Here is a 22,192-nt window from a genome sequence, read left to right as displayed (position 1 = left end):
AATGTCAAAATTCATTCGAATGAAATTTGGGCGGATGTCGCGCAAGCGACTGACAATATTTCACAGCAGGCACTGCAGTTGCGCGGTCGTTTGCGTCGCGGAATGCCAAGCACCGACAATACAGGTCACGAGTACAACAACCGTCGTGGCTGCGGATATGAAGACGGCCGGTACTCCACGCTTATCGTAGAGTACCGGCCGAAAACGGTTCCCGTGAGTATTGGTCATCTAGTCGACTCTCGCCAGATCGGCAGCTCCGATAATGCCTGCCTTGCCGCCGGCCTTGGCTTCCAGGATGTTGGCGTGCTGGCGGTACATGCTGGCCTGTAGGTATCGGTTGAATGCGGTGCTGGCGGGGCCGAGCAGCATGCTGCCGACCTCAGCCACACCTCCGCCGATGACGAAGGTGTCGGGATCCAGTACGGCGGACAGATTGGCCATGAGCCGGCCGAGCCAGTCGCCTAGGCGTTCGAACGCTTCGGTGGCGGTGGGGTCCCCCTGTTGGGCGGCGTCACGCACCATGGGGCCTATAAGTTTACTGCGGTCGTATTCGCATGTTTCGAGCAGGTGCTGTGACTGGTTGGGTTGGCGTCTGGCGGCCGACCATGCGAACCGTTCCAACGCCGAACCGGAGGCGTATTGCTCCGCGCAGCCGAACAGGCCGCATCCGCAGGCCTCGCCATCGGGGACCATGACCATGTGGCCGATCTCGCCGGCCATGCCGAACGCGCCCCTGGCCAGATGGCCGTCGACGATGATGGCTCCGCCGACACCGGTGCCCACGGTGATCATGATCATGTCCCGGGAGTCACAGCCGGCGCCGAAGCGGTATTCACCCCATCCGGCGGCGTTGGCGTCGTTCTCGACAACCACCTTGACCCCGTTCCCGATCAGATCTTCGATGGCGTCGGCGAGCGGGTACTGGTTCCATGCCGGCAGGTTCGCCGCGAAGCTGACGGTGCGTCGGTCGGATGCCACGTTGCCGGCGGCCGAAATGCCGATGGCCTTGATGTCGCCCTCTTTTTTGCACTGTTGGTAGATGTCGGCCACGACGGCGTTGATGTCGGCGGCGTCCTCCGGTGTGGGCACACGCTGCAGGCAGCGGATGTTGCCTTCCTCGTCGCAGATGCCTCCGGCGATCTTTGTACCGCCGATATCAATGCCGAGCGTTTCCATGGCTGATTTTCCTTGCTGTCGAAATAGTTGTTGAAAGCTAACCGCCACTCAGTGGTTGCGGATGGCGTTGCGCAGGGGCAGGACGCTGGTGGGCGAGACGGACAGTTCGTCGAGTCCTATTTCAAGGAACGTGTCGGTCAGGCTCAGGTCCGCGCCGAGTTCGCCGCAGATGCCACACCAGATGCCGTGGCGATGGGCGGCCTCGGTGGCCATGCGGATCATGCGCAGCACTGCGGGCGAGTGCGGGTCGGCGAAGCGTCCGAGGTTCGGGTTCTGCCGGTCGCAGGCCAGCGTGTACTGGGTCAGGTCGTTGGTGCCGATGGAGAAGAAGTCGACTTCGGCGGCCAGTTCGTCGGCCATGATGACCGAGGCGGGCGTCTCGATCATGATGCCGACCTGGATGTGTTCGTTGAAGTCGATGTGCCCGCCGCGCAGCTCGCTCTTGACCTCGTCGAGGATCTTCTTGGCGTCGCGCACCTCCTGGACCGAGGTGATCATGGGCAGCATGATGGCGATGTTGCCGTACACGGAGGCGCGCAGCAGGGCGCGCAATTGCACCTTGAAGATCTCCGGACGGGTCAGGCAGATGCGGATGGCGCGGTAGCCGAGGGCGGGGTTGTCCTCGTGCTCTAGGTTGAAGTAGCCGACCTGCTTGTCCGCGCCGATGTCGAGCGTGCGGATGACGACCAGACGGTCGCCCATCTTTTGCGCGACTTCCTTGTAGGCTTCGAACTGGAATTCCTCGGTCGGGTAGTCCTCGCTCTCCAGGTACAGGAACTCGCTGCGGAACAGGCCGATACCCTCGGCGTCGTTGGCCAGTACGGCGGTCACGTCCGAGGGGCGGCCGATGTTGGCGTACAGGCGCACCTGCTGGCCGGACTTGGTCTCGGTGGGCTTGCCCTTGAGCTCCTGCAGCAGGCGCAGGTGTTCCTCGTACTTGGCCTTCTTGCCTTGGTATTCGGCCAGCGTGGCCTCGTCCGGGTCGACGAACGCCAAGCCGCTGGTGCCGTCGATCACGGCGGTGTGGCCGTCGTCGTCCGGGTCGAAGGCGTCGCCGATGCCGATGATGGCGGGCAGGCCCATCGTGCGGGCCAGGATCGCGGTGTGCGAGTTCGCGGAACCCTTGGCGGTCACGAAGCCCAGCACCTTGGCGCGGTCGAGCTGCACGGTTTCGCTGGGGGCCAGGTCCTCGGCGAGGATGATGTGACTGTCGCCGTCGCCGTCCTGCGCTCCGCCGCCGCGTTTGCCTTCGAGTACGTTGATCACGCGGCGGGAGACGTCCTTGACGTCGGCGGCGCGCGCCTGCATGTAGGAGTTGTCCATTGCTGCGAACATGGCGGCGAACTGTTCGGCGGTGCTGTTGACCGCGAACTCGGCGTTCACCTTGCTCGATGTGATCAGGTCCTCGATGCTTTCCACGTAGTCCGGGTCCTGGAGCATGAGCTGGTGGGTGTCGAACAGTTCGGCCTTGCCTTCGCCGAACTCGGCGGCTGTCTTGTCACGGAGCTGCTTGAGCTGGTTGACGGCCGTATCACGGGCCGCACGGAAGCGTTCCACCTCGGCCTTCGGGTCGTCGACCACGCGGCGTTCCACGGCGTGGTCGGCGGTGTCGAGCACGCGGATCGCGCCGATGGCGATGCCGGCGGAGACTCCAACGCCTTGTATCGTTCTCATCACAGGTTCTCCTTGAGGAACTGCTCGAATTCGGCGGCGGCCTTGACCTCGTCGTTGCCCTGCACCTTGACGGTGACCTCGTCGCCCTGCTTGACGCCGAGTCCCATGACGCCGAAGATGCGTTTGGCGTCCACGGATTTTCCGTCGCGGGTGACGATGATGCTCGACTGGTATTCCTGGGCCTTGGCGACCAGCAGGCCTGCGGGGCGGGCGTGCATGCCCTCGGGGTCGGATACGGTGAACGTGAATTCCTGAGACATGATGATTCCTTTATGCGTTTGATGTGTTGCGCTTGAAGCGCCTTGTATACGTGCTGTGGTTTACAGCTGTTCGCCGTTGGTGGCGATGACCTTCTGGTACCAGCCGAAGGATTTCTTGCGGCGGCGTTCGAAGGTGCCGTGTCCTTCGTCGTCGGCGTCGACGTAGATCAGCCCGTAGCGTTTCTTGAATTCGCCGGTGCCGAAGCTGACCACGTCGATGCAGCCCCACACGGTGTAGCCCATGACCTCCACGCCGTCGAGGTCGATGGCCTTGCCGACCTGTTCGATGTGGGCGCGCAGGTAGTCGATGCGGTCGTCGTCGTCGATGGTGCCATCCGGGTTGACGGTGTCGTATGCGCCGTAGCCGTTCTCCACGATGAAGATCGGCTTGCGGTAGCGTTCGTACAGGACGCTCAGCGCGTAGCGCAGGCCGACGGGGTCGATCTGCCAGCCCCATTTGGTGGCGGGGATATACGTGTTGCGCACCACGCCGGCGATGCCGGAGTCGAAGTCGCCGGGGGTGGAGTCGTCGGCGGACAGGGCCATCGACATGTAATAGCTGATGGAGATGAAGTCGACCGTGCCTTCGGCGATGACCGTCTCGTCTCCCGGCTCCATGTGAGGGGCGATGTCCTCGCGGGCCCACATGTTCCTCGCGTAGTTCGGGTATTCGCCGTTGACGTACACGTCGCCGAACACGAGCCGGTCGCGCATGGCGACTTCGGCGCGCATCACGTCGTCGGGGTTGCAGGTGGCCGGGTAGATCGGCACGATGGCCAGCATGCATCCGATCTGGAAGTCGGGGTTGATCTCATGGCCGCGCTTGACGACCAGGGCGCTGGCGACGAACTCGTTGTGCACGGCCTGCCAGACCTTGCGCTTGCGCTCGTGGATCGTGTCCGTCTCGGAGAACCGGATACCGGAGTCGGTGTAGGCGAAGATCGGGTTGTCGAGGTTCATCTGGTTGTTGACCTCGTTGAAGGTCAGCCAGTACTTCACCTTGGTCTTGTAGCGTTCCATGACGGTGAGCGCGAACTTGACGAACAGGTCGATGAGCCTGCGGTCGGTGAACCCTCCGTATTTGAGGCTCAGGTTCAACGGCATCTCGAAGTGCGAGAGCGTCACGACCGGTTCCATGCCCTTGGCCTTGAGGTCGTCGAACAGGTCGTCGTAGAACCTCAGACCCGCCTCGTTGGGCTCGTCCTCCTCGCCGTTAGGGAAGATGCGCGACCAGGCGATGGAGGTGCGGAAGCATTTGAAGCCCATCTCCTGGAACAGCGAGTCGTCGCCGCGGAAGCGGTGGTAGTAGTCGTTGCCCCAGTGGTTCGGGTAGATCTTGCCGGTCTCGACGCTATCGGTGATCTGCCGGGGCACGCCGTGCGCGCCCGCGGTCATCACGTCGGCGATGGATACGCCCTTGCCGTCTTCGTTCCACGCACCTTCGAGCTGGTGGGCGGCCACTGCGCCGCCCCACAGAAAGTTGCTTGGGAAACCCATGTTGTGTTCCTTTTCCTGATAGGTCCTGTGGGTCAGTTGATCTTCTTGTACAGCGCGATGAGCTCGTTGACTAGCAGTTTGACGGTCTCCGCGGCCATCATCTGGTCCTCGACGTGCGTCATGAGCAGGCTGACCTCGATCTTCTCGCCGGACGCCTCGCGCTGCACGAGGTTGGTGTGCAGGTCGTGGCCGGTCGCGAAGCTCTGGTCGCCGCTCTTGATGAGCTCGTCGGCCTTGTCGTATTTGCCGGCCTTGGCCGCCTGCAACGCCTCGATGTAGTCGGATTTGGCGCTCCCCGCGGCCGTAATCATCTGGAAGCAGAGGGTCTCCCAGTCGAAGTCCTTGTTGTCTTCTGCCATTGTTACCACCCTTGGTTCGTTCGTTTGGTTGTGTTGTCTGTCTGTTTGGTGTCGGTTACTTGGAGGCGATGGCGATGGCGTGTTCGAGCACCTTGTCGCCGCGCACCATGCCGTAGTCCTGCGGGTTGATGGCCTCGACCGGCTTGCCGGGCAGCAGCTTCTTGACGTGGTCGAGCTCGTAGCGTACCTGCGGTCCGAGCAGCACGGCGTCGGCGTTCGCGGCCTTCTCCTCGACCTCGGAGATCGGGTAGGCGTCGATTTCGGCCTCGATGCCCTTGGCCTCGGCGGCGGCGCGCATCTTCTTGACCAGCATGCTGGTGGACATTCCGGCGTTGCAGCACAGTACGATCTTCATGGTGTTTTCCTTTCAGTGGGCCCCATACCGATCGTGGGGCGGTTGGTTGTTATGGGTGTATTGAGTGTTGATTAAGGAGGGGGCCCGGCAAGGGTGGTTGCTCGTACCGGGCTCCCATGTCATCCGACCATTGCCGATCGGAAGAGTCGGGCCGTTCGATGCGGCGTCTCAGGCCTTGGCCGCGGCGGCGGCCGTCTCGATGTCGGCGTCGTTGGCGGCCTGTTCGGCGACCCATGCCTGGTCCTGCTTCTTGACGAACGGCAGGTAGACGACCACGGAGATCACGAGGATGATGAGCTGGATGAGCGCTGCCTTCCAGCCGCCCAGCAGGAAGCCGGAGATGATCACCGGGGTGGTCCACGGCACCTGGACGGCACCGAACGGGGGCAGGAAGCCGATGTACATCGCGCCGTAGGTGATGATCATGGCGATCAGCGGGACGACGATGAACGGAATCAGGAAGAACGGGTTGAACACGATCGGCAGGCCGAAGATGACCGGCTCGTTGATGTTGAACAGGCCGGGCACGACGGACAGCTTCGACATTTCCTTCATCTGGCTGGACTTGGCCACGATCAGGCCGGCGATGAGCAGGCCGAGGGTGATGCCGGTGCCGCCGAACTTGACGAAGCAGTCGACGATCTGCGGGGTGAGGATGTGGCCGCCGTCGGCGGTGGTCACGGCCTTGCCGGCATCCATGAGGGCCTGGTTGGCCACGGAGTTGGCGGTCAGCAGCGGGGCCATGATGCCCATGACGACGTTCGGGCCGTGGATGCCGCACCAGAAGAGGATGGAGATGAGCAGGGTGATGATGATCGCGCCGGCCCAGTTGTCGGTGAGGTTCTGCATCGGGGTCTGCAGGATCTTGAAGATGAGTTCGGTGAAGCTCACGCCGCCGAACAGCTGGCACAGGTGGTAGATGACGGCGGAGCCGAGCACCACGAAGAAGCCGGGGATCATGGCGGAGAACGCGTTGGACACGCCTTCGGGCACGGAGTCGGGCAGTTTGATCTTGAGGTTGTGCTTCATGCACTTGACGAACACCAGGCCGGACAGCAGGCCGACGATGATGGCGGTGATCACGCCGTTGCCGCCGGTCCATGAGGTGGAGATTGCGCCGGACACGGAGGCGGTGGTGCCCTCCTTGATCGCGTCGACGGTGCTGTGGTCGATGCTCACCGAGGACGGCGAGAGGATGAAGAAGGCGACCAGGGCTAGCAGACCGGAGGAGATACCATCTTCCTTCTCGTTGCGCGCGTAGGCGTAGCCGATGCCGACCGCGATGATGACGGCCAGGATATTGAACGTTCCAGCGGACACCTGGCTCAGGCCGATGTTCCACTTGTCGGTCAGCAGGTTGTTCATGAAGTCCGTGTAGCCCTCGAACGGCAGGTTCGCGAGCAGCAGGAACAGCGATCCCACCAGGGTGGCCGGCATCGTGAGCACGAAGCCGTCCTTCAGAGCGATGACCGCTTTGGTCGTCGCGAATTTCATGAAGCCGTTGAGCAGTTTGTTGCCGAACTCCTTCATTCTCGTCCTCCTTTGGACTGGTTGACGTCCCCGGGCCGGTGTCCTTGTCGCCGGTCCGATTCCTCTTGTTCAGTATCAAGTCATTCGGATGAATAGGCGTAATCCGAATGACTTGACTACAATATACAAGTTTCATTCGGCTGTGTCAAATTCATTCGAATGATTTTTGGATACGGCGTGTCGCCTCCCCGAGGGAATACCGCGAAGCGGCGCCTCCCCCACCGGCGACGCCGCCTCACGCATATAAGGGACTACTTCAGGTCGGCGAAATTAAAAAACGTGGCCTTCTTATAGTGGTAGTAGACCGTGCCGGCGTTGAACATGCGGCCGCTGGCCAGATAGGCGTCGTCCTCGACCACCAGGGCGGGATCCCCAGCCGACAGGCCAAGAAGGTCGGCCCGGCCATGATCCAGCTCTCGCGCGTATATCAGCTTGTCTGCAAATCCCGTACTCAGCCCCAGGTCCTCGCGAATGTACGCGTAAATGGAGCCACTGGCGATCTCCTCGCTGAGATACGGCACGAACTCCTTGAGATACAGGGCGTACTCGATGGCGAACGGTTCGTCATCCAACAGACGCAGGCGCGAGACGCTATAGACTTTGGCGTCGACGGCGCACTTGAGGCGCGCGGAATCCGCGCCCGCCTCGCGCTGCTCCAGCTTGATCAGCTTGGAGGACACGGAATGGCCGGGAAACTCCGAAGTCATGCCTCTCGTGCCGTTGATGTTGAGGCAACCCTCACGCCTGTTCTCCCGGACGAACATGCCGCTGCCCTGCACCGGATACACATCGCCAAGCTCGACCAACATGGCAATGGCGTTACGCACGCAGTACCGGGTCGCGCCGAACCGCTCCATGAGCTCGGGCTCGGTGGGCAGCTTTCCCGCGTCGTGGTATTTGCCCTTGTCGATCTCCACCTTGAGAATCTTCGCCAGTTCACGGTATTTCATACACCCTCCAAAATCACATCATTCAGCCGCGCCACATCGCCGCAGCACACATAATCCATATTATCGCATGACTCATATTCATTCGAATTACAGACACACCATCACCCACAATTGCATGATTCATTCGAATGAATTATTCTTAGGAAACACCATCTACAGTTCAGACGCTGATGTCGGCATTCCATAGGAGAACACGCGCATGAGCATATCCAAACTAGTATTTATTGATATCGACGGCACACTGCTGGACAGCAGCCACCGCATTCCCGAATCGGCTCGCGAGCAGTGCCGCCGAGCGCAGCAGGCCGGTCACCGGCTGTTCATCTGTTCGGGCCGTGCGGCGCTGGACATCGATCCACCGGTGCTCGAACTTGGGTTCGACGGCATCGTATCCGACGGCGGCGCATGCGCCGAGCTCGACGGTGAGACCATCATCGACGAGCGCATGCCCGCTGAATCCGTCCGCATGGCGACCTCGTTCTTCACCGCGCACGCCATGCCGTATGCCTGGCACTGCCCCGACGGCATGCACGCCACCGAACGCTACCTGCACCGGCTCGGCATCTGGCGAAAACTGCTGCGGCATCCGCAGATGCGCGACTCCTGGCACACCATCACCGACCATTCCGCCCCTCTGCCTCCAGTCCGCAAAGGAACGTTCTACGTCCCCGAGAACGGCAGTCTTACCGTGGAAGACGTGCGTCGCGAGCTCGCTGACTACGCGACCATTATCCACGGATCAATCAACGCTTCCAGCGACGACAACGGCGAGATCCTTATCCCCGGAGTAGACAAGGGCACGGCGCTCATGAAAGTCTCTCAACGGCTCGGAGTTCCACTGTCCGACACGATCGCCATCGGCGACAGCGACAACGACCTTGAGATGATACAGACTGCCGGCATCGGCGTGGCGATGGGCAACGGCACCGAAGCCGTCAAATCAGTCGCCGACATGATTGCGCCAAACGTCGACAACAACGGTCTCGCGGCGGTACTGCACCGGCTGCTCCGTTAACATGCCACCCCGCCTCAGAAGAGAATGCTCCAGACGGGGCTGTTCGACACACTCTCCTTCATCGGCGTGGGAACACGGCCCCGAGCCATGCGCTCCGTCTTCGCTTCCTGCGCCGTGTCCCGTGCCGCTCCCGGGCCGCCACCCAACAGCCGCATGATTCCAACGCAATCGCAACATCGCCTATCGTCGGAAATACAAAACCCGGCCCACGATATTTCGTGAGGCCGGGTGATGAAGTGCCCCCGGCGGGACTCGAACCCGCAAGCCGAAGCGATCGATTTTAAGTCGACTGCGTCTACCGATTTCGCCACGGGAGCCTGTGGTCGGCGGGAACCGACCGTGTCATTGTACTATGCGGCGCGCCCGTGCGTCGGGTCGCGGCGCATAGCCGTGTCACGCGGGAACGCCATGTGGATCGCGTCGAGGGACGTCACGCAGCGAGCAGGCGCCGTCCGTAGTCGAGGACGATGCCGTCGAGCAGCCCGTGCTCGCTCGCCACGTACGAGTCGATGGCCTCGCCGTGGTCGAGCCGCGCGGCCTCGCTCACCTTGGCGAGCACGCGGTTCCAGACGACGGCGCCGCCGCCCACCACGTCGATGCGTCCGGGATGGATCGTCTTGTAGGCGCGGCGCTGTTCGCGCGTCATCCTGAGGAACAGGTCGTCGATGCTTGTCGCGTCGGCGATGGACAGGCGGTGGCCGTCGACGATGGAGTGGTCGTATTCCTTCAGTCCGATGGCGAGCGCGGTCATCGTGGTCACGGTGCCGGACACGCCGATGATGGTGCGCGCCTTGCCGGCGGGCACGGTACGGAACGCCTCGTCGATATGCGCGTCGATGTCCTCGACGGCCTCGGCGATCTCCTCCTCGGTGGGCGGATCGGTCTTGAGATGCCGTTCGGTCATGCGCACCGATCCGATGTTCATCGAATACGCGGCCTGCACCTGCGTGGCGGGCGCGGTCTCGCCGTCGCCGCCGATGACGAGTTCGGTGGAGCCGCCGCCCAGGTCGACGACCAGATAGGGCGGTTTGAGGTCGCCGCGGTCGACGACCGACGTGGCGCCGAGAAAGCTCAGGTCGGCCTCCTCCGTGCCCGGGATGACCTCGGGGCGCACGCCGAGGATCGACTCGATGCCGTCCTCGAACTCCTCGCGGTTCCCGGCGTCGCGCGTGGCGGAGGTGGCGACGAAGCGGATGCCGTCGACCGGATGCTCGGCGAGGATGCCGGCGAACTCGCGCGCCGCCGCGTAGGCGCGTTCCAGCGCCTCGTCGGCGAACCGGTGCGTCTTGTCGACGTCCTGGCCGAGCCGGATGACGCGCAGCTGGCGCGGCACGATCTCGGTCATGCCGTGCTCGTCGACGCGCGCGATCTTCAGTCGGATGGAATTGGTGCCGCAGTCGATTCCCGCGACGGTCACCGCCTTGCCCATGATGGTTCCTTTCCTTGGCATTGAGCGCCTGTCTCCTTGGGCTCCCCTTGCCAGGGGAGCTGTCCGCGAAGCGGACTGAGGGGTAGTCCGCCTTGTCAGTCCAGCACGCTGCACCGGCACACGGCCGGGTCGAACTCGTCCTTCACGCGGTCGAGCACCATGTCGCCGATCGGGTTGGCGCCGCGGCCCATGACGAGCGACTGCGCGATCAGCGCGTGCAGGCACTTGACGCGCACGGGCATGCCGCCGGCCGACGTGCCTTCGATATGCTCCTCGGTGTCGCCGAGCTTGACGGCGATCTCGTGGCGGAACGCGAGATACAGCTCGTGGGCGCGCGCGTAGGCGGCCTTCACGTCCTCGTCCTCGGCGACGAGACGGCTGTACTCCTGCATCACGCCGTCGGCCTCCACATGCGAGGCGGCCTTGACGGCCTCCGGGCTGGTGAGATAGCAGGTGGTGGGGAACGGCACGCCGCCGGGCAGCAGCGGACGGGTGACGACGGCGAGCGGGCGGCCGCACACGCAACGCGCGCCGACGGCGGCCATGCCGCGCGGGTAGCGTCCGAGCTGGTGCTCGACGATGGCGATGTCGGCTTCGTTGGCCGGATGGTCGAGGATCTGGTCGGCCAGTGCGGTCGGGTCGATGGTGGTGGTCACTGTTGGTCCTTCTTGGTCGTGGTCGTGTCCGTCGAGGCGGAGCCGGAATCCTGCCGGTTCTTCTGCGTCCCGTCCTTCCCCTGCGTGCCCGTGGAGTTCTTGGACACCGGTTCGTCGGCCTTCTTGAACGCGTACGAGAGCTCACTGTACCAAGGCAGTTGCTTCGACGTGTCCGTCTCGGCGTCGGTCTTCGTCCCGCCGCCGCTGCCGTCGCCGGTCACCGCCTGCGGGTTCTGCACGCGCACCGCGGTCTCGCCGGGGAAGACGAAGCCGAGACGTTCGCGCGCCTGCGCGGCAACGTAGTTCTTGTCGTTCCAGCGGGAGATGTCGTTCTCCAGCTCCTGCTTCTGGGCGACGAGCGCCGCCTCCTCGCGCTTGAGACTGTTCAGGTGGGCGAGGTCGGCCGCGTATGTGTTGAACGTGGAGACGAGCTGGATGGTGCCGACCGCGATGATGAACAGGGAGACGAAGAAGGCGATCGGGCCGGAGTTGCCGGAACGGCGGTTCTTCTTCGCCTTCGCGGCGGACTTGGCGTCCCCCGCGCGTGGTGTCCGGTTCCGTGTGGTCATGGGCAACAAAATACCCGTCGCGTTCGACGGAACGCGACGGGCATTCGTTGCTGCGCTATGGCCGCCCCGTATGGGGCGACGCCTCAGCACGCCGGCGAAGCGGCATCAACTCACTTGTTGATGTACTTCTTGCAGGCCTTGAAGGCGCTGTAGCCGGCGTACTTCGCGGTGGAGCCGAGCTCCTCCTCGATCTCGAGCAGGCGGTTGTACTTGGCGACGCGCTCGCCACGGGCCGGGGCACCGGTCTTGATCTGGCGGGTGTTCTTGGCGACGGCCAGGTCGGAGATGGTGGTGTCCGGGGTCTCGCCGGAACGGTGGGAGACCATGGAGGTGTAGCCGTTGGCGGTGGCCAGCTCGATGGCGTCGAGGGTCTCGGTCACGGTGCCGATCTGGTTCAGCTTGACCAGCAGGGAGTTGGCGGCGCCGAGCTCGATGGCCTTGGCCAGGCGAGCCGGGTTGGTCACGAGCAGGTCGTCACCGACGAACTGCAGGCGGTCGCCGAGCAGCTTGGTGATGGCGGTCCAGTCTTCCCAGCCCTCCTCGTTGAACGGATCCTCGATGGAGACGATCGGGTACTCCTCGATGAGCTGCTCGTAGAAGTCGAGCATGTACTGGGAGTCGCGCTCGTCGCCCTCGAAGTGGTACTTGCCGGTCTCCTTGTTGTAGAACTCGGAGGAGGCGACGTCGAGGGAGATGCCGATCTGCTTGCCCGGCTCGTAGCCGGCGGCGGAGATGGCGTCCATGATGTAGTTGAGGGAGTCCTTGTTGGACTTCATCTTCGGAGCGAAGCCGCCCTCGTCGCCGAGGCCCGTGTTCAGGCCTTCCTTCTTGAGGACGTTCTTCAGGGTGTGGTAGACCTCGACGCCGGCCTGGAGGGCCTCGGAGTAGGTGTCGAAGCCGTACGGGGAGATCATGTACTCCTGGATGTCGGTGGCGAAGTCCGCGTGGGCGCCGCCGTTCATGATGTTCATGTTCGGCACCGGCAGGATGTGGCCGTTGGTGCCGCCGATGTAGCGGTACAGTGGCTCGTCGGCGGACTCGGCGGCGGCGTACAGGGCGGCCAGGGAGACGCCGAGGATGGCGTTGGCGCCCAGACGGCCCTTGTTCGGGGTGCCGTCGAGCTCGATCATCAGGTCGTCGAGGGCGCGCTGGTCGGAGGCATCCATGCCGATGACCTTCGGAGCGATCTCCTCGTTGACGGCCTTGACCGCGTTCAGAACGCCCTTGCCGCCGTAGACGGACTTGTCGCCGTCGCGACGCTCCCAGGCCTCGGCCTCACCGGTGGAGGCACCGGACGGGACCAGACCCAGACCGCGGGCGCCGTCCTCGGTGTCCAGAACGACCTGGACGGTCGGGTTGCCGCGGGAATCGAGAATCTGACGCGCGTAGACGCTTTCAATTGCTGCCACAACTACTCCTTTAACGTTAGGTTGTGATGACATCGTCAAGAATAGTGTGATTGATGGACTACGCGCAAGGGTTGCGCATTGCGTGTTGTGAGCGTTCACATCCCACTGTTCACCGATATTTCAACGTTGTTTCACGCCCCGTTCGACTCCCGTCGACGTTCCACGGTCCGGACAGGCACCACATCCGCCGACTAGACTGGGCCCGCATGAACGACATGCACATCCGCCGCGCCGAGAAGCGCGACATCCCCGAACTCCACCGCCTGCTGCGGCAGGTGGCGGACGTCCATCACGCCGGCCGCCCCGACCTGTTCAAGGCGGACGCGACGAAATACACCGACGACGAACTCGCGGGAATCCTCGCCGACGACGAACGCCCGGTCTTCGGCGCGTTCTCGGACGCGGACGACGCGACGCTCTACGGCTACGCGTTCTGCGTGTTCGAGCGGCATCCGGGCAACCACGTGCTCACCGACGTGACGACGCTCTACATCGACGACATCTGCGTCGACGAGGCGGCGCGCGGGCGGCACGTGGGTACCGCCGTCTACCGGCACGTGCTCGATTTCGCCCGCGGCGCCGGCTGCTACAACGTGACGCTCAACGTGTGGTCGTGCAATCCTGGCGCGCAGGCGTTCTACGAGCGAATGGGCCTCAAGCCCTACAAGATCGGCATGGAGACGATCCTGTAGGGCCTTGCAGGGTCCGCGCCCCGCCCCGCTCCCCCGCCGCTCGGCTACCGGCGTTTGCCCGGCACGTAGGCCAGGTCGTTGAGCAGGTCGGACACCCAGTCCATCACCTGCTCGCCGGGCATCGGCCCCTTGCCGAGGGAGCCGCCGAACGGCGTGGGGATGATCATCTGGTGCGTGACCGGCCGGTACTGGAACCCCTTGTAGATGCGCGACATGCGCATGAGCATCGACTCGGGCGGGTCGACGCGGCCGACGCGCAGACGGTTCGACTGGGCGAGGATCTCGGAGATGCCAAGCTTCCTGGCCCTGAACTTGAGGCGCGCCACGCCGAACAGCATCTCGAACTCCTCCGGCAGCGGGCCGTAGCGGTCGGCGAGCTCCTCGGCGAGGTCCTTGAGGTCGTTCTCGTCGCGGGCGGCGGCGAGCTTGCGGTACGCCTCGAGGCGCAGCTTGTCCGAGTCGATGTAGTCCACCGGGATCGACGCCTCGACCGGCAGGTCGATCGACACGTTCGCCGGTTCGGCGGCCTTGTCCGGCTCCTTGTACTTCTCGACGGCCTCGGAGACCATGCGCACGTACAGGTCGAAGCCGACGCCCTCGATGTGGCCGGACTGCTGGTCGCCGAGCAGGTTGCCGGTGCCCCTGAGCTCCAGGTCCTTCATCGCCACGTCGAAGCCGGAGCCCAACGCCGTGTTCTGCGCGATCGTCGCGAGCCTGTCGTGCGACTGCTGGGTCATCGGCTTGGACGGATCGTACAGGAAGTACGCGTACGCGCGTTCTCGGCCGCGGCCGACGCGTCCGCGCAGCTGGTGGAGCTGCGAGAGGCCGAAACGGTCCGCATGGTCGACGATCAGCGTGTTCGCGTTCGAGATATCGAGGCCCGTCTCGATGATCGTCGTGCACACGAGCACGTCGATGTCGCGGTGCCAGAAGTCGCGGATGATCTGGTCGAGCTGCTTCTCGCCCATCTTGCCGTGCGCGACGCCGACCTTCGCCTCCGGCACGAGCGTGTGGATCCTGTCGGCGATGTGCGCGATGTCCTCCACGCGGTTGTGCACGTAGAACACCTGTCCGCCGCGCAACAGCTCGCGGCGCACCGCGGCCGTGACCTGCGCGTCCTCGTAGGCGCCCACGTAGGTGAGCACCGGCAGACGGTCCTCCGGCGGGGTGGCGAGCGTCGACATCTCGCGGATGCCGGTGACGGCCATCTCCAGCGTGCGCGGGATCGGCGTCGCGGAGAGGGACAGGACGTCCACGTTGGTGCGCAAGGCCTTGAGCGTCTCCTTGTGTTCGACGCCGAAACGCTGTTCTTCGTCGATAATGACGAGGCCCAGGTCCTTGAACCTGATCTTCGGGTTGAGCAGCTTGTGCGTGCCGATGACCACGTCCACGGTGCCGGCCGCCAGCCCCTCGATGGTCTCCTTGATCTCCTTGGGTTTCTGGAAGCGGCTCATCGCCGCCACGTTGACCGGGAAGCCCTCGTAGCGTTCGGTGAACGTCTCGTAGTGCTGCTGGACGAGCAGCGTGGTGGGCACGAGCACGGCCACCTGCTTGCCGTCCTGGATGGCCTTGAACGCGGCGCGCACCGCGATCTCGGTCTTGCCGAAGCCCACGTCGCCGCAGATGAGGCGGTCCATCGGGCGGGGCTGCTCCATGTCGTGCTTGACCTCGTCGATGGTGGTGAGCTGGTCGGCGGTCTCCTGGTAGGGGAACGCGTCCTCCAGCTCCTTCTGCCACGGGGTGTCCGGGCTGAACGCGAAGCCGGGCGTGCGCTGGCGGGCCGAATACAGCTTCACCAGGTCGTCGGCGATCTCCTTGACGTGCTTGCGCGCCTTCGCCTTGGTGGCCGCCCAGTCGGATCCGCCCAGCTTGTTGAGCTTGGGCGCTTCGGCGCCGATGTACTTGCTCACCTGGTCGAGCTGGTCGGTGGGGATGAACAGCTTGTCCGGCGGGGCGCCCCGCTTGCTCGGCGCGTATTCGATGACGAGGTATTCGCGCGTGGTGCGGTTCGCGCCGGTGCCGATGGTGCGCTGGCGCATCTCGACGAACCGGCCGATGCCGTGCTGCTCGTGCACCACGTAGTCGCCGGCCTTGAGCTCCATGAGATCAATGGCCTTGCGGCGGCGCTTCGGGGTCTTCGCCTGCGCCATCGCCGAGGTGCGGCCGGTCAGGTCGCGTTCGGTGAGCAGGGCGGTCTTCGCCTGCCTGTCGACGAAGCCGTCGACGGCCTGCGAGCGGATCGCGTCGAACCGCGTGATGCCGGTCGCGTTGACGGCGCGCTTGAGTCGTGCGAGCGTGCCCTTGGCCGCCGCGGTGATGGCGACGTCGAATCCGGCGTCGATGAGGCCTTCGATGCCGGCGGCGGCCTTCGACTCGTCGCCGCGGTACTCCCCCGGATTCGTCGCGTCGACCTGCACGCGTCCCGGGCGCGAACCGTCGACGGTGAAGCTGGTGAGGCGGATCACGTCGTGCTTCGAGTTCTCGAGCGCGGATATCGCCTCGTCATAGTCGATGAAGCTCGCCTGGTCGAAGGTGATGGGCGCGCCGGCGCCGTGGCCGGACGCGGCGACGTGCCAGCTGGCGGCGAGGAACTCGTTCGCCGTCTTGGCGAGGTCCTCGGCGGAGCGGCGCAGCTTCTCCGGGTCGCTCAGCAGGATGACGGCGTTCCCGGGCAGCAGGCCGGCGACCGGCTCCATGTCGTCGATGAGCGCAGGCATCAGCGATTCCATGCCTTCGACGGGGACGGCGTTCGCGATGGATTCGAGCATGTCGTCGGCGTTCGGGATGGAGCCGATCAGCGATTTCGCGCGGGCGCGCACCCGGTCGGTGAGCTGCAGCTCGCGGCATGGCGTCGCCCAGATGGTCGTAAGGCCGTCGCCGTAGGTGCGCTGGTCGGAGGCGTGGAATTCCCTGATGCCGTCGATCTCGTCGCCAAAGAACTCGATGCGCACCGGGTGGGGCGCGGTAGGCGGGAACACGTCGAGGATGCCGCCGCGCACCGCGAACTCGCCGCGGTCCATGACGAGCTCGACGCGCGTGTACGCGTTCTCGACGAGACGGTCCGCCGCCTCGTCGAGCGGCAGGTCCTCGCCCCGCGTGAACACGAGCGGTTCGACGTCGGCGAGGCCGGCGACGATCGGCTGGATGAGCGAGCGCACCGGCATGACGAGGATGCGGATGCGGCCGAACATCGGATCGGCGTCGCTCGGATGCTTCAGGCGACGGAACACGGCCATGCGGCTGGCGACCGTGTCGGCGCGGGGGCTGAGCCGCTCGTGCGGCAGCGTCTCCCATGCCTCCAATTGGGCGATGTCGTCCGGATTCCCGTCATACCAGGAGCGTAGCGCGCCGACGGTCTCCTCGGCCTCGCGCCCGGAGGCGACGACGAGCACGACCGGCTTGCCGGCCTTGCCTGTTGTGCCGTCTGTGCCGCCCACACCCTGTGCGATGGCGGCGGCGAGCGCCGGGCGCATGCCTTCGGGCAGGCCGACGACGATCGCGTCGTCGACGCCCTCCGGCGGTTCGATGTCGCCGGACGCGACCTTGCGGAACGCGGGATCGCCGTCCGCGAGCCGTTCGAGCAGCCCGGCGAGCGAGCCGTCGACGAGGCCGAGTTCGGACGTGACGGACGCGGGCGTCTCCTTGGCGTCAGCGGCCATTGAACTTCTCCTGGGTCTTGGCGAGTCCCTTGAAGATGATGTCCTCGGCGGCGTCCGCGCCGTCCATGAGGAATTCGGGCAGCTGCTTGCGCTGGTCGGGGCCGAAGCCGCCGAGCACCCAGTTGATGGTGTTGTCGTGCGCGTTGGCGCCGCGGCGGGCATGGCCGACGCCCATGCGCACGCGCGCGTACTTCGGCGTGCCCAGCGACTTGTCGATGGATTTGATGCCGTTGTGGCCGCCGGCGGAGCCGCCGGCCTTGACCTTGATGCGGCCGAAGTCGAGGTCCATGTCGTCGTGGATGACAATGACGTGGTCGGGCTGGATCTGGTAGTAGGAGCAGATCGAGGCGACCGCGTTGCCGGACTCGTTCATGTAGGTGAGCGGCTTGGCGAGGAAGAACTTGACGGCGCGGCCGTCGAGGTGCATCGCGCCCTTGCCGAGCATGGCGAGCCCCTTGTGGTCGGAGAAGGCGACCGACCAGCGTTCCGCGAGCACGTCGGCGGTCATGAAGCCCATGTTGTGCCGCGTGTCCTCATACTTCTTGCCCGGGTTGCCCAGTCCCGCGATCAGCCAGAAATCCGATGCCATATGCGTTGCTCCTTACTGCGCCTTACTCGTTTTCGACCGAACAGATTGTACCCACCGCCTCAGTCAAGGGCGCGGACGCGCAGGTGCCGGCGCCGGCGCCCCGGTCACAGGTCGAGGTACCAGTAGGACATGTCGTGCATGACGCCGGTCGCGTCGGTGGCGGCGGCGGGGAGGAGACCGAACCGAGTGAAGCCGAAGCGGCGCATCAGGGCGGTCGATCCGGCGTTGTCGGCGAAGATGATGCCGATGGCCTTGCGCATGCGGCGGGCCCTCGCCTCGTCGAGCAGGTGGTCGAGCAGGAACGTGCCGATGCCGCGATGCCGCCACTGCGGCGCGATGTAGTAGGCGAGGTCGGTGACGCCGTCGTAGCCGGCGCGGTCGTAGAACACGGACAGCGCGCCGAAGGCGACGACCTTGCGGGGACGAGCGCCGTCGCGATCCCCCTGAACGGTCTCCACGCCGTCGCGTGCGACCTCTTCGTCACCACGGGAGGCATCGTCACCGTCGTCCGTCGCCTCGACGACGAACACCCCGTAGGGCGGCTGGTGCGATTCCACCCATGCGCGGCGTTGGTCGAGGGTGCGGGGCGCGAGGTCGGCGGTGGCGCCGCCTTCGACGACGGACGCGTTGTAGATGTCGGTGATGGCCTGGAGATCGGATGCGGTCGCGGCCCGGAACAGATAGGACATGCCGACAGCCTAGCACCCGGCGCAAGAAATCCCGGAGAACGTCCCCATCGCCCGGGAATCCTTGCGCTGACGGCATCTCAGCACAACATATCCCGGAAGATACAGCCCTTTCCCGGGAATCCTTGCGCCGGGAAGGACTCAGCACTAACAATCCCGGAAATCGCCACTGTCGTCCGGGAAAAGTCGCACTGACGATGGGTCAATGCAGGAAATCCCGGAGAATCGCAACGATTCCCGGGATTTCTTGTGCTATGCGGTGGCCTGGGGATGTATTGGAGGCGTCGGCTACGGGGTTTCCGATGCCCTCGCTCCCGAAACTACTGTTCCAGTTCGATGGCCTTGTTCAACGCGTCCTCGAGGGCCTTCTGGGCTTCGCCATAGGCGGTCCAGTCGCCGTTCCTCATGGCGTCCTGGCTGTCCTTCATCGCCTGGGCGGCGTCGTCGAGCGCCTGCTTGAGCTCAGGGCTGCGCGCGGCGGACGAACCCGACGAACCCGACGAACCCGACGACGAACCGGAATCCTTACCGTCACCTGAACCGGAACCGCCCTTCGACGTGTCACCCGACGAACCGGACGAACCCGCCGAGCCGGAACCGCCCGAACCGCCCGCGACGTTCGCCGCGTCGCCGGCGGACGCGCCGGAGTCGCCGCCGAACACCTGGTCGAGCGCCTCGTCGAGCGTGTCGGCGAACCCGACCTGGTCGCCGAACGCGACGAGCACCTTCTTGAGCAGCGGGAACGACGTGGCGCCCGAGGACTTCACGTACACGGGCTGCACGTAGACGAGGCCGCCGCCCAACGGCAGGGTCAGCAGGTTGCCGCGCACCACGTTCGTGGAGCCGGACTGCAGGAGGTTCAGCTCCTTGGACACGTCGGCGTCGGCGTTGAAGTTGTTCTGCGCCTGTCCGGGGCCGGGCACGTTCGAATCCTTCGGCAGCTCCTGCAATCTGAGGGTGCCGTAGTTCGGCCCGATCTCGCCCTTCGTCGAGCCCGCGTCCGAGTCGACGGAGAGGAATCCGGTGAGGATCTCGCGCGTCGACGTGCCGGCGGGGATGTACGAGGAGGTCAGCGAGAACACCGGCTCCTTGGTGCCGCCGGTCTGGAGGGTCAGATAGTAGGGCGGCTGGAGGATGTCCTGGTCCTGCGCCTGCTGCGATTCGGTCGGGTCGACCGGCGTCTGCCAGAAGTCCTCGCCCGAATAGTACTGGCTGGCGGAGGTCACGTGGTACTTGGCGAGCAGTTCGCGCTGCACCTTGAACAGGTTCTCCGGATAGCGCATGTGGCTCATCAGGTCGCCGCTGATCTCGCCCAGCTGGTGGTACTGGCCGGGGAAGATCTGCTCCCACGCCTTGATGACCGGATCGGACTTGTCCCACACGTACAGGTCGACGGAACCGTCATACGCGTCGACGGTGGCCTTCACCGAGTTGCGGATGTAGTTCGCCTGCTGCGTGCCGAGTCCGGTCACGGTGGACGACGAGACGGTGGTGGAGTCCTTGGTCGCCGACCCGAGGTCGGTCATCTGCGAGTACGGGTAGGCGTCGGACGTGGTGTAGCCGTCGACGATCCACTTGACGCGGCCGTCGACCACCGCCGGGTAGACGCGCCCGTCGAGCGTCAGATACGGGGCGACCTTGGCGACGCGCTCGCGCGGCGACCGGTCGTAGAGGATCTGCGAGGCGGAGGTCACGCGGTCGGAGAAGAGGATCTGGTCGGAGCCGAAGCGGATCGCGTACAGGAGACGCGCGAACAGGTTGCCGACGGACGGGCCGCCGTTCCCCTTGAACGTGTTGGTCGCGCCCTTCGACCCGGTCGGATAGTCGAACTCCCATGCGGCGGTGCCCTCCGGCGCGCCGACGATCGAGTATTCGCCCATGTTCGGCGAGAAATAGATGCGCGGCTCGTACTTCTCGGATTCGGTGAGCTTGCCCTGCGTGGGGATGCCGGATTCGAAGAACTCGGGCTGGCCGTCGGCGGTCACCTTGTTGCCGTAGGCGGCGACGACGCCGTAGCCGTGCGTGTACACGGTGTGGTCGTTCACCCAGTTGCGGTTGTCGTTGCCGGCGAGGTCGAGCTCGCGGGCAGCAATCACCGTGTCCTGGCTCTTGCCGTCGATTTCGTACTTGTCGACGGCGAGCGTGTCGGCGAACGTGTAGTACTGCTTGGACTGCTGGAGCTGCTTGAACGTCGGGGAGACCACCTGCGGGTCGAGCAGTCGGATCTGCGCCGTGGTCTCGCCCTCCGAGCTCAACGCGCCGGATTCGCCCTTCGTCGTGGCCTTGTAGTTCTCGGTCTTGAGCTTGTCGAGGCCGTAGGCGGCGCGCGTGGCGTCGATGTTGCGCTGGATGTACGTGGATTCCATCTCCTGCGCGTTCGGGTTGACGCGGAAGCGCTGCAGCACCGCCGGCCACACGATGGTCAGGACCATGGAGACGACGACCACGACGGCGATGGCGACGATCGGGGTGCGCCACGCCTTCAAGGCGGCGGAGGCGCGCACGCCGAGCGGCTGCGCGCCCTCCAGCGCGTGCGAGCGCATGAGCCACACGCCGAGCACGACGCCGAGAATCGCGATGAGCGCGGCCATGATGAACGTGACCGGGATGGTCGCGTTGACGGTGGTGTACGTGGCGCCGGTGATGCGCGAACCCTGCTGGGTCAGGTGTGCGAACACGCCGAGCGCGGTGGACGCGGCGAGCGCGAACATGTTGAGCATGAGCCACACGGCGATCTGGCGACGGGCCCGCTTCGTGATGGCGAACAGGCCACGGCCGTTCACCGGCATGGTCAGGCGGATGCCGCCCATCATCACGTGCGTGGCGACGGAGAAGACGATGCCGACGAGCAGCAGCATCGACACGGCGGACATGACGAGCCTCAGGCCGGGCAGCACGAACACGTAGAAGCCGTTGTCGAGACCGAACTGCGGGTCCTCGACGCCGAAGCTCTGCGCGTGGAACATGAGCAGCACGTCGGCCCAGTTCGCGTTGAACTGCGCGCCGAACACGGCGCCCACGATCACGGAGATGACGGCGGCGACGCGTCGCGCGGTCTTCGAGCTGACGGTCTGTTTCACCTCGACCACGTCGCCGTTGACGCGTACGCGCGAGCCGTCGGCCGCGTCGGGACGGGCGCGGATCGCCAGCCATGCGGACAGGAATCCGACGAGTCCCATGAGCAGCGCGTACGCGACCCACAGGCCGACCTTCACGCCGAGCTGCGTCCAGACGACGGATTGGAAGCCGAGCTGCCCGTACCACATGAGGTCGGTGAGGAACCGGGCGAGGCCGAAGAACAGGCCGACGAGGATGGCGAGCGCCGCGACCACGCCGATGAGGATCTTCGTGCCGCGGTCCGGGCCGCCATGCGGGCCTTTGCCCGGACGCGAGGGTCTGCGCGTGATGCGCGGGAATCCGGGGCCGAACGGGGGTCGTCCCGCTCCCCCGCCGTGTCGCGCTCCGGAGCCGGCGGCACCGGCGCCCGCTCCCGCGCCCGACGGCCTTGCGTCGTCGCCGTCCGTCTCGACGTCGATGATGATCGGATCGTCGTCGGAGCGTTCCGCCCGCACCCGCGATCCGTTCCGACCGGACCGCCCGCGATCGCCGCGCGGGTCGAAATCGGGGTCGAACATACCGAATATATCTGCGAATGACATGTTCCCAGCCTACAAACAGGTGGGGAAT

At 65.0% G+C, this 22,192-nt stretch carries 18 protein-coding genes and 1 tRNA gene; 2 read left to right on the top strand and 17 right to left on the bottom strand.

The window, feature by feature from the left end; translation table 11 throughout:
• Positions 1-228: 228 nt before the first annotated feature.
• From AC1AYX_RS03140 to AC1AYX_RS03105, 8 genes are all read right to left on the bottom strand, one after another.
• The gene (locus AC1AYX_RS03140; RefSeq protein ID WP_476502137.1) at positions 229-1,176 is read right to left on the bottom strand and encodes an ROK family glucokinase; all 948 of its coding nucleotides are present in this window, start codon (positions 1,174-1,176) and stop codon (positions 229-231) included.
• Between the two features lie 48 nt (positions 1,177-1,224).
• Positions 1,225-2,850, bottom strand: a complete 1,626-nt coding sequence (gene ptsP, locus AC1AYX_RS03135; RefSeq protein WP_476502136.1) for a phosphoenolpyruvate--protein phosphotransferase — start codon at positions 2,848-2,850, stop codon at positions 1,225-1,227.
• On the bottom strand, positions 2,850-3,110 hold the full coding sequence (locus AC1AYX_RS03130) for an HPr family phosphocarrier protein (protein ID WP_100513134.1): 261 nt from the start codon (positions 3,108-3,110) through the stop codon (positions 2,850-2,852). The genes ptsP and AC1AYX_RS03130 overlap by 1 nt, the downstream gene beginning before the upstream one ends.
• 60 nt (positions 3,111-3,170) lie before the next feature.
• Positions 3,171-4,607: a 6-phospho-beta-glucosidase gene (locus AC1AYX_RS03125; RefSeq protein ID WP_476502135.1), complete on the bottom strand. Its 1,437-nt coding sequence runs from the start codon at positions 4,605-4,607 to the stop codon at positions 3,171-3,173.
• 32 nt (positions 4,608-4,639) lie between these two features.
• Positions 4,640-4,966, bottom strand: a complete 327-nt coding sequence (locus AC1AYX_RS03120) for a PTS sugar transporter subunit IIA (protein ID WP_033889656.1) — start codon at positions 4,964-4,966, stop codon at positions 4,640-4,642.
• Positions 4,967-5,021: 55 nt separating this feature from the next.
• Positions 5,022-5,321, bottom strand: a complete 300-nt coding sequence (locus AC1AYX_RS03115) for a PTS sugar transporter subunit IIB (protein WP_100494382.1) — start codon at positions 5,319-5,321, stop codon at positions 5,022-5,024.
• Between the two features lie 168 nt (positions 5,322-5,489).
• The gene (locus tag AC1AYX_RS03110; protein ID WP_476502134.1) at positions 5,490-6,851 is read right to left on the bottom strand and encodes a PTS sugar transporter subunit IIC; all 1,362 of its coding nucleotides are present in this window, start codon (positions 6,849-6,851) and stop codon (positions 5,490-5,492) included.
• Positions 6,852-7,102: 251 nt separating this feature from the next.
• Positions 7,103-7,801, bottom strand: coding sequence for a GntR family transcriptional regulator (locus AC1AYX_RS03105; RefSeq protein ID WP_476502133.1), 699 nt, complete (start codon positions 7,799-7,801; stop codon positions 7,103-7,105).
• 199 nt (positions 7,802-8,000) lie between these two features.
• Between AC1AYX_RS03105 and AC1AYX_RS03100 the strand changes: the two genes are divergently transcribed.
• Positions 8,001-8,816 carry an HAD family hydrolase gene (locus AC1AYX_RS03100; RefSeq protein ID WP_476502132.1) on the top strand — a complete coding sequence of 272 codons (816 nt, stop codon included), beginning with the start codon at positions 8,001-8,003 and terminating at the stop codon, positions 8,814-8,816.
• Between the two features lie 237 nt (positions 8,817-9,053).
• On the opposite strand, the gene AC1AYX_RS03095 is transcribed toward AC1AYX_RS03100, so the two are convergent.
• The 5 genes from AC1AYX_RS03095 to eno all read right to left on the bottom strand — a co-directional run bounded on the left by AC1AYX_RS03095 (position 9,054) and on the right by eno (position 12,879).
• Positions 9,054-9,133: transfer RNA gene (locus tag AC1AYX_RS03095), tRNA-Leu, on the bottom strand.
• A gap of 113 nt (positions 9,134-9,246) precedes the next feature.
• On the bottom strand, positions 9,247-10,245 hold the full coding sequence (locus AC1AYX_RS03090) for a Ppx/GppA phosphatase family protein (protein ID WP_476502204.1): 999 nt from the start codon (positions 10,243-10,245) through the stop codon (positions 9,247-9,249).
• A 95-nt stretch (positions 10,246-10,340) separates the two neighbouring features.
• Complete coding sequence (locus tag AC1AYX_RS03085; RefSeq protein ID WP_476502131.1) at positions 10,341-10,901, bottom strand: DUF501 domain-containing protein; 561 nt, start codon at positions 10,899-10,901, stop codon at positions 10,341-10,343.
• Positions 10,898-11,470: an FtsB family cell division protein gene (locus AC1AYX_RS03080; protein WP_476502130.1), complete on the bottom strand. Its 573-nt coding sequence runs from the start codon at positions 11,468-11,470 to the stop codon at positions 10,898-10,900. Before AC1AYX_RS03080 ends, AC1AYX_RS03085 begins: the two co-directional genes overlap by 4 nt.
• A gap of 110 nt (positions 11,471-11,580) precedes the next feature.
• A complete protein-coding gene (gene eno / locus AC1AYX_RS03075; protein ID WP_034526353.1) occupies positions 11,581-12,879 on the bottom strand; it encodes a phosphopyruvate hydratase in 1,299 nt (432 codons plus the stop codon).
• 206 nt (positions 12,880-13,085) lie between these two features.
• Between eno and AC1AYX_RS03070 the strand changes: the two genes are divergently transcribed.
• Complete coding sequence (locus AC1AYX_RS03070; RefSeq protein WP_476502129.1) at positions 13,086-13,571, top strand: N-acetyltransferase family protein; 486 nt, start codon at positions 13,086-13,088, stop codon at positions 13,569-13,571.
• Between the two features lie 44 nt (positions 13,572-13,615).
• On the opposite strand, the gene mfd is transcribed toward AC1AYX_RS03070, so the two are convergent.
• From mfd to AC1AYX_RS03050, 4 genes are all read right to left on the bottom strand, one after another.
• On the bottom strand, positions 13,616-17,230 hold the full coding sequence (mfd, locus tag AC1AYX_RS03065) for a transcription-repair coupling factor (protein ID WP_476502128.1): 3,615 nt from the start codon (positions 17,228-17,230) through the stop codon (positions 13,616-13,618).
• Positions 17,220-17,819 (bottom strand): aminoacyl-tRNA hydrolase, encoded by a 600-nt coding sequence (gene pth, locus AC1AYX_RS03060; protein ID WP_476502127.1) that lies wholly within the window; start codon positions 17,817-17,819, stop codon positions 17,220-17,222. The genes mfd and pth overlap by 11 nt, the downstream gene beginning before the upstream one ends.
• 104 nt (positions 17,820-17,923) lie before the next feature.
• The gene (locus tag AC1AYX_RS03055; RefSeq protein ID WP_476502126.1) at positions 17,924-18,508 is read right to left on the bottom strand and encodes an N-acetyltransferase family protein; all 585 of its coding nucleotides are present in this window, start codon (positions 18,506-18,508) and stop codon (positions 17,924-17,926) included.
• A 317-nt stretch (positions 18,509-18,825) separates the two neighbouring features.
• Entirely contained in the window at positions 18,826-22,164 is a 3,339-nt protein-coding gene (locus AC1AYX_RS03050; protein ID WP_476502125.1) for a UPF0182 family membrane protein, read from the bottom strand.
• Between the last annotated feature and the right edge of the window lie 28 nt (positions 22,165-22,192).

Source organism: Bifidobacterium sp. LH_419 (assembly GCF_056356955.1).
This window is presented reverse-complemented; position numbering and strand designations above follow the sequence as displayed.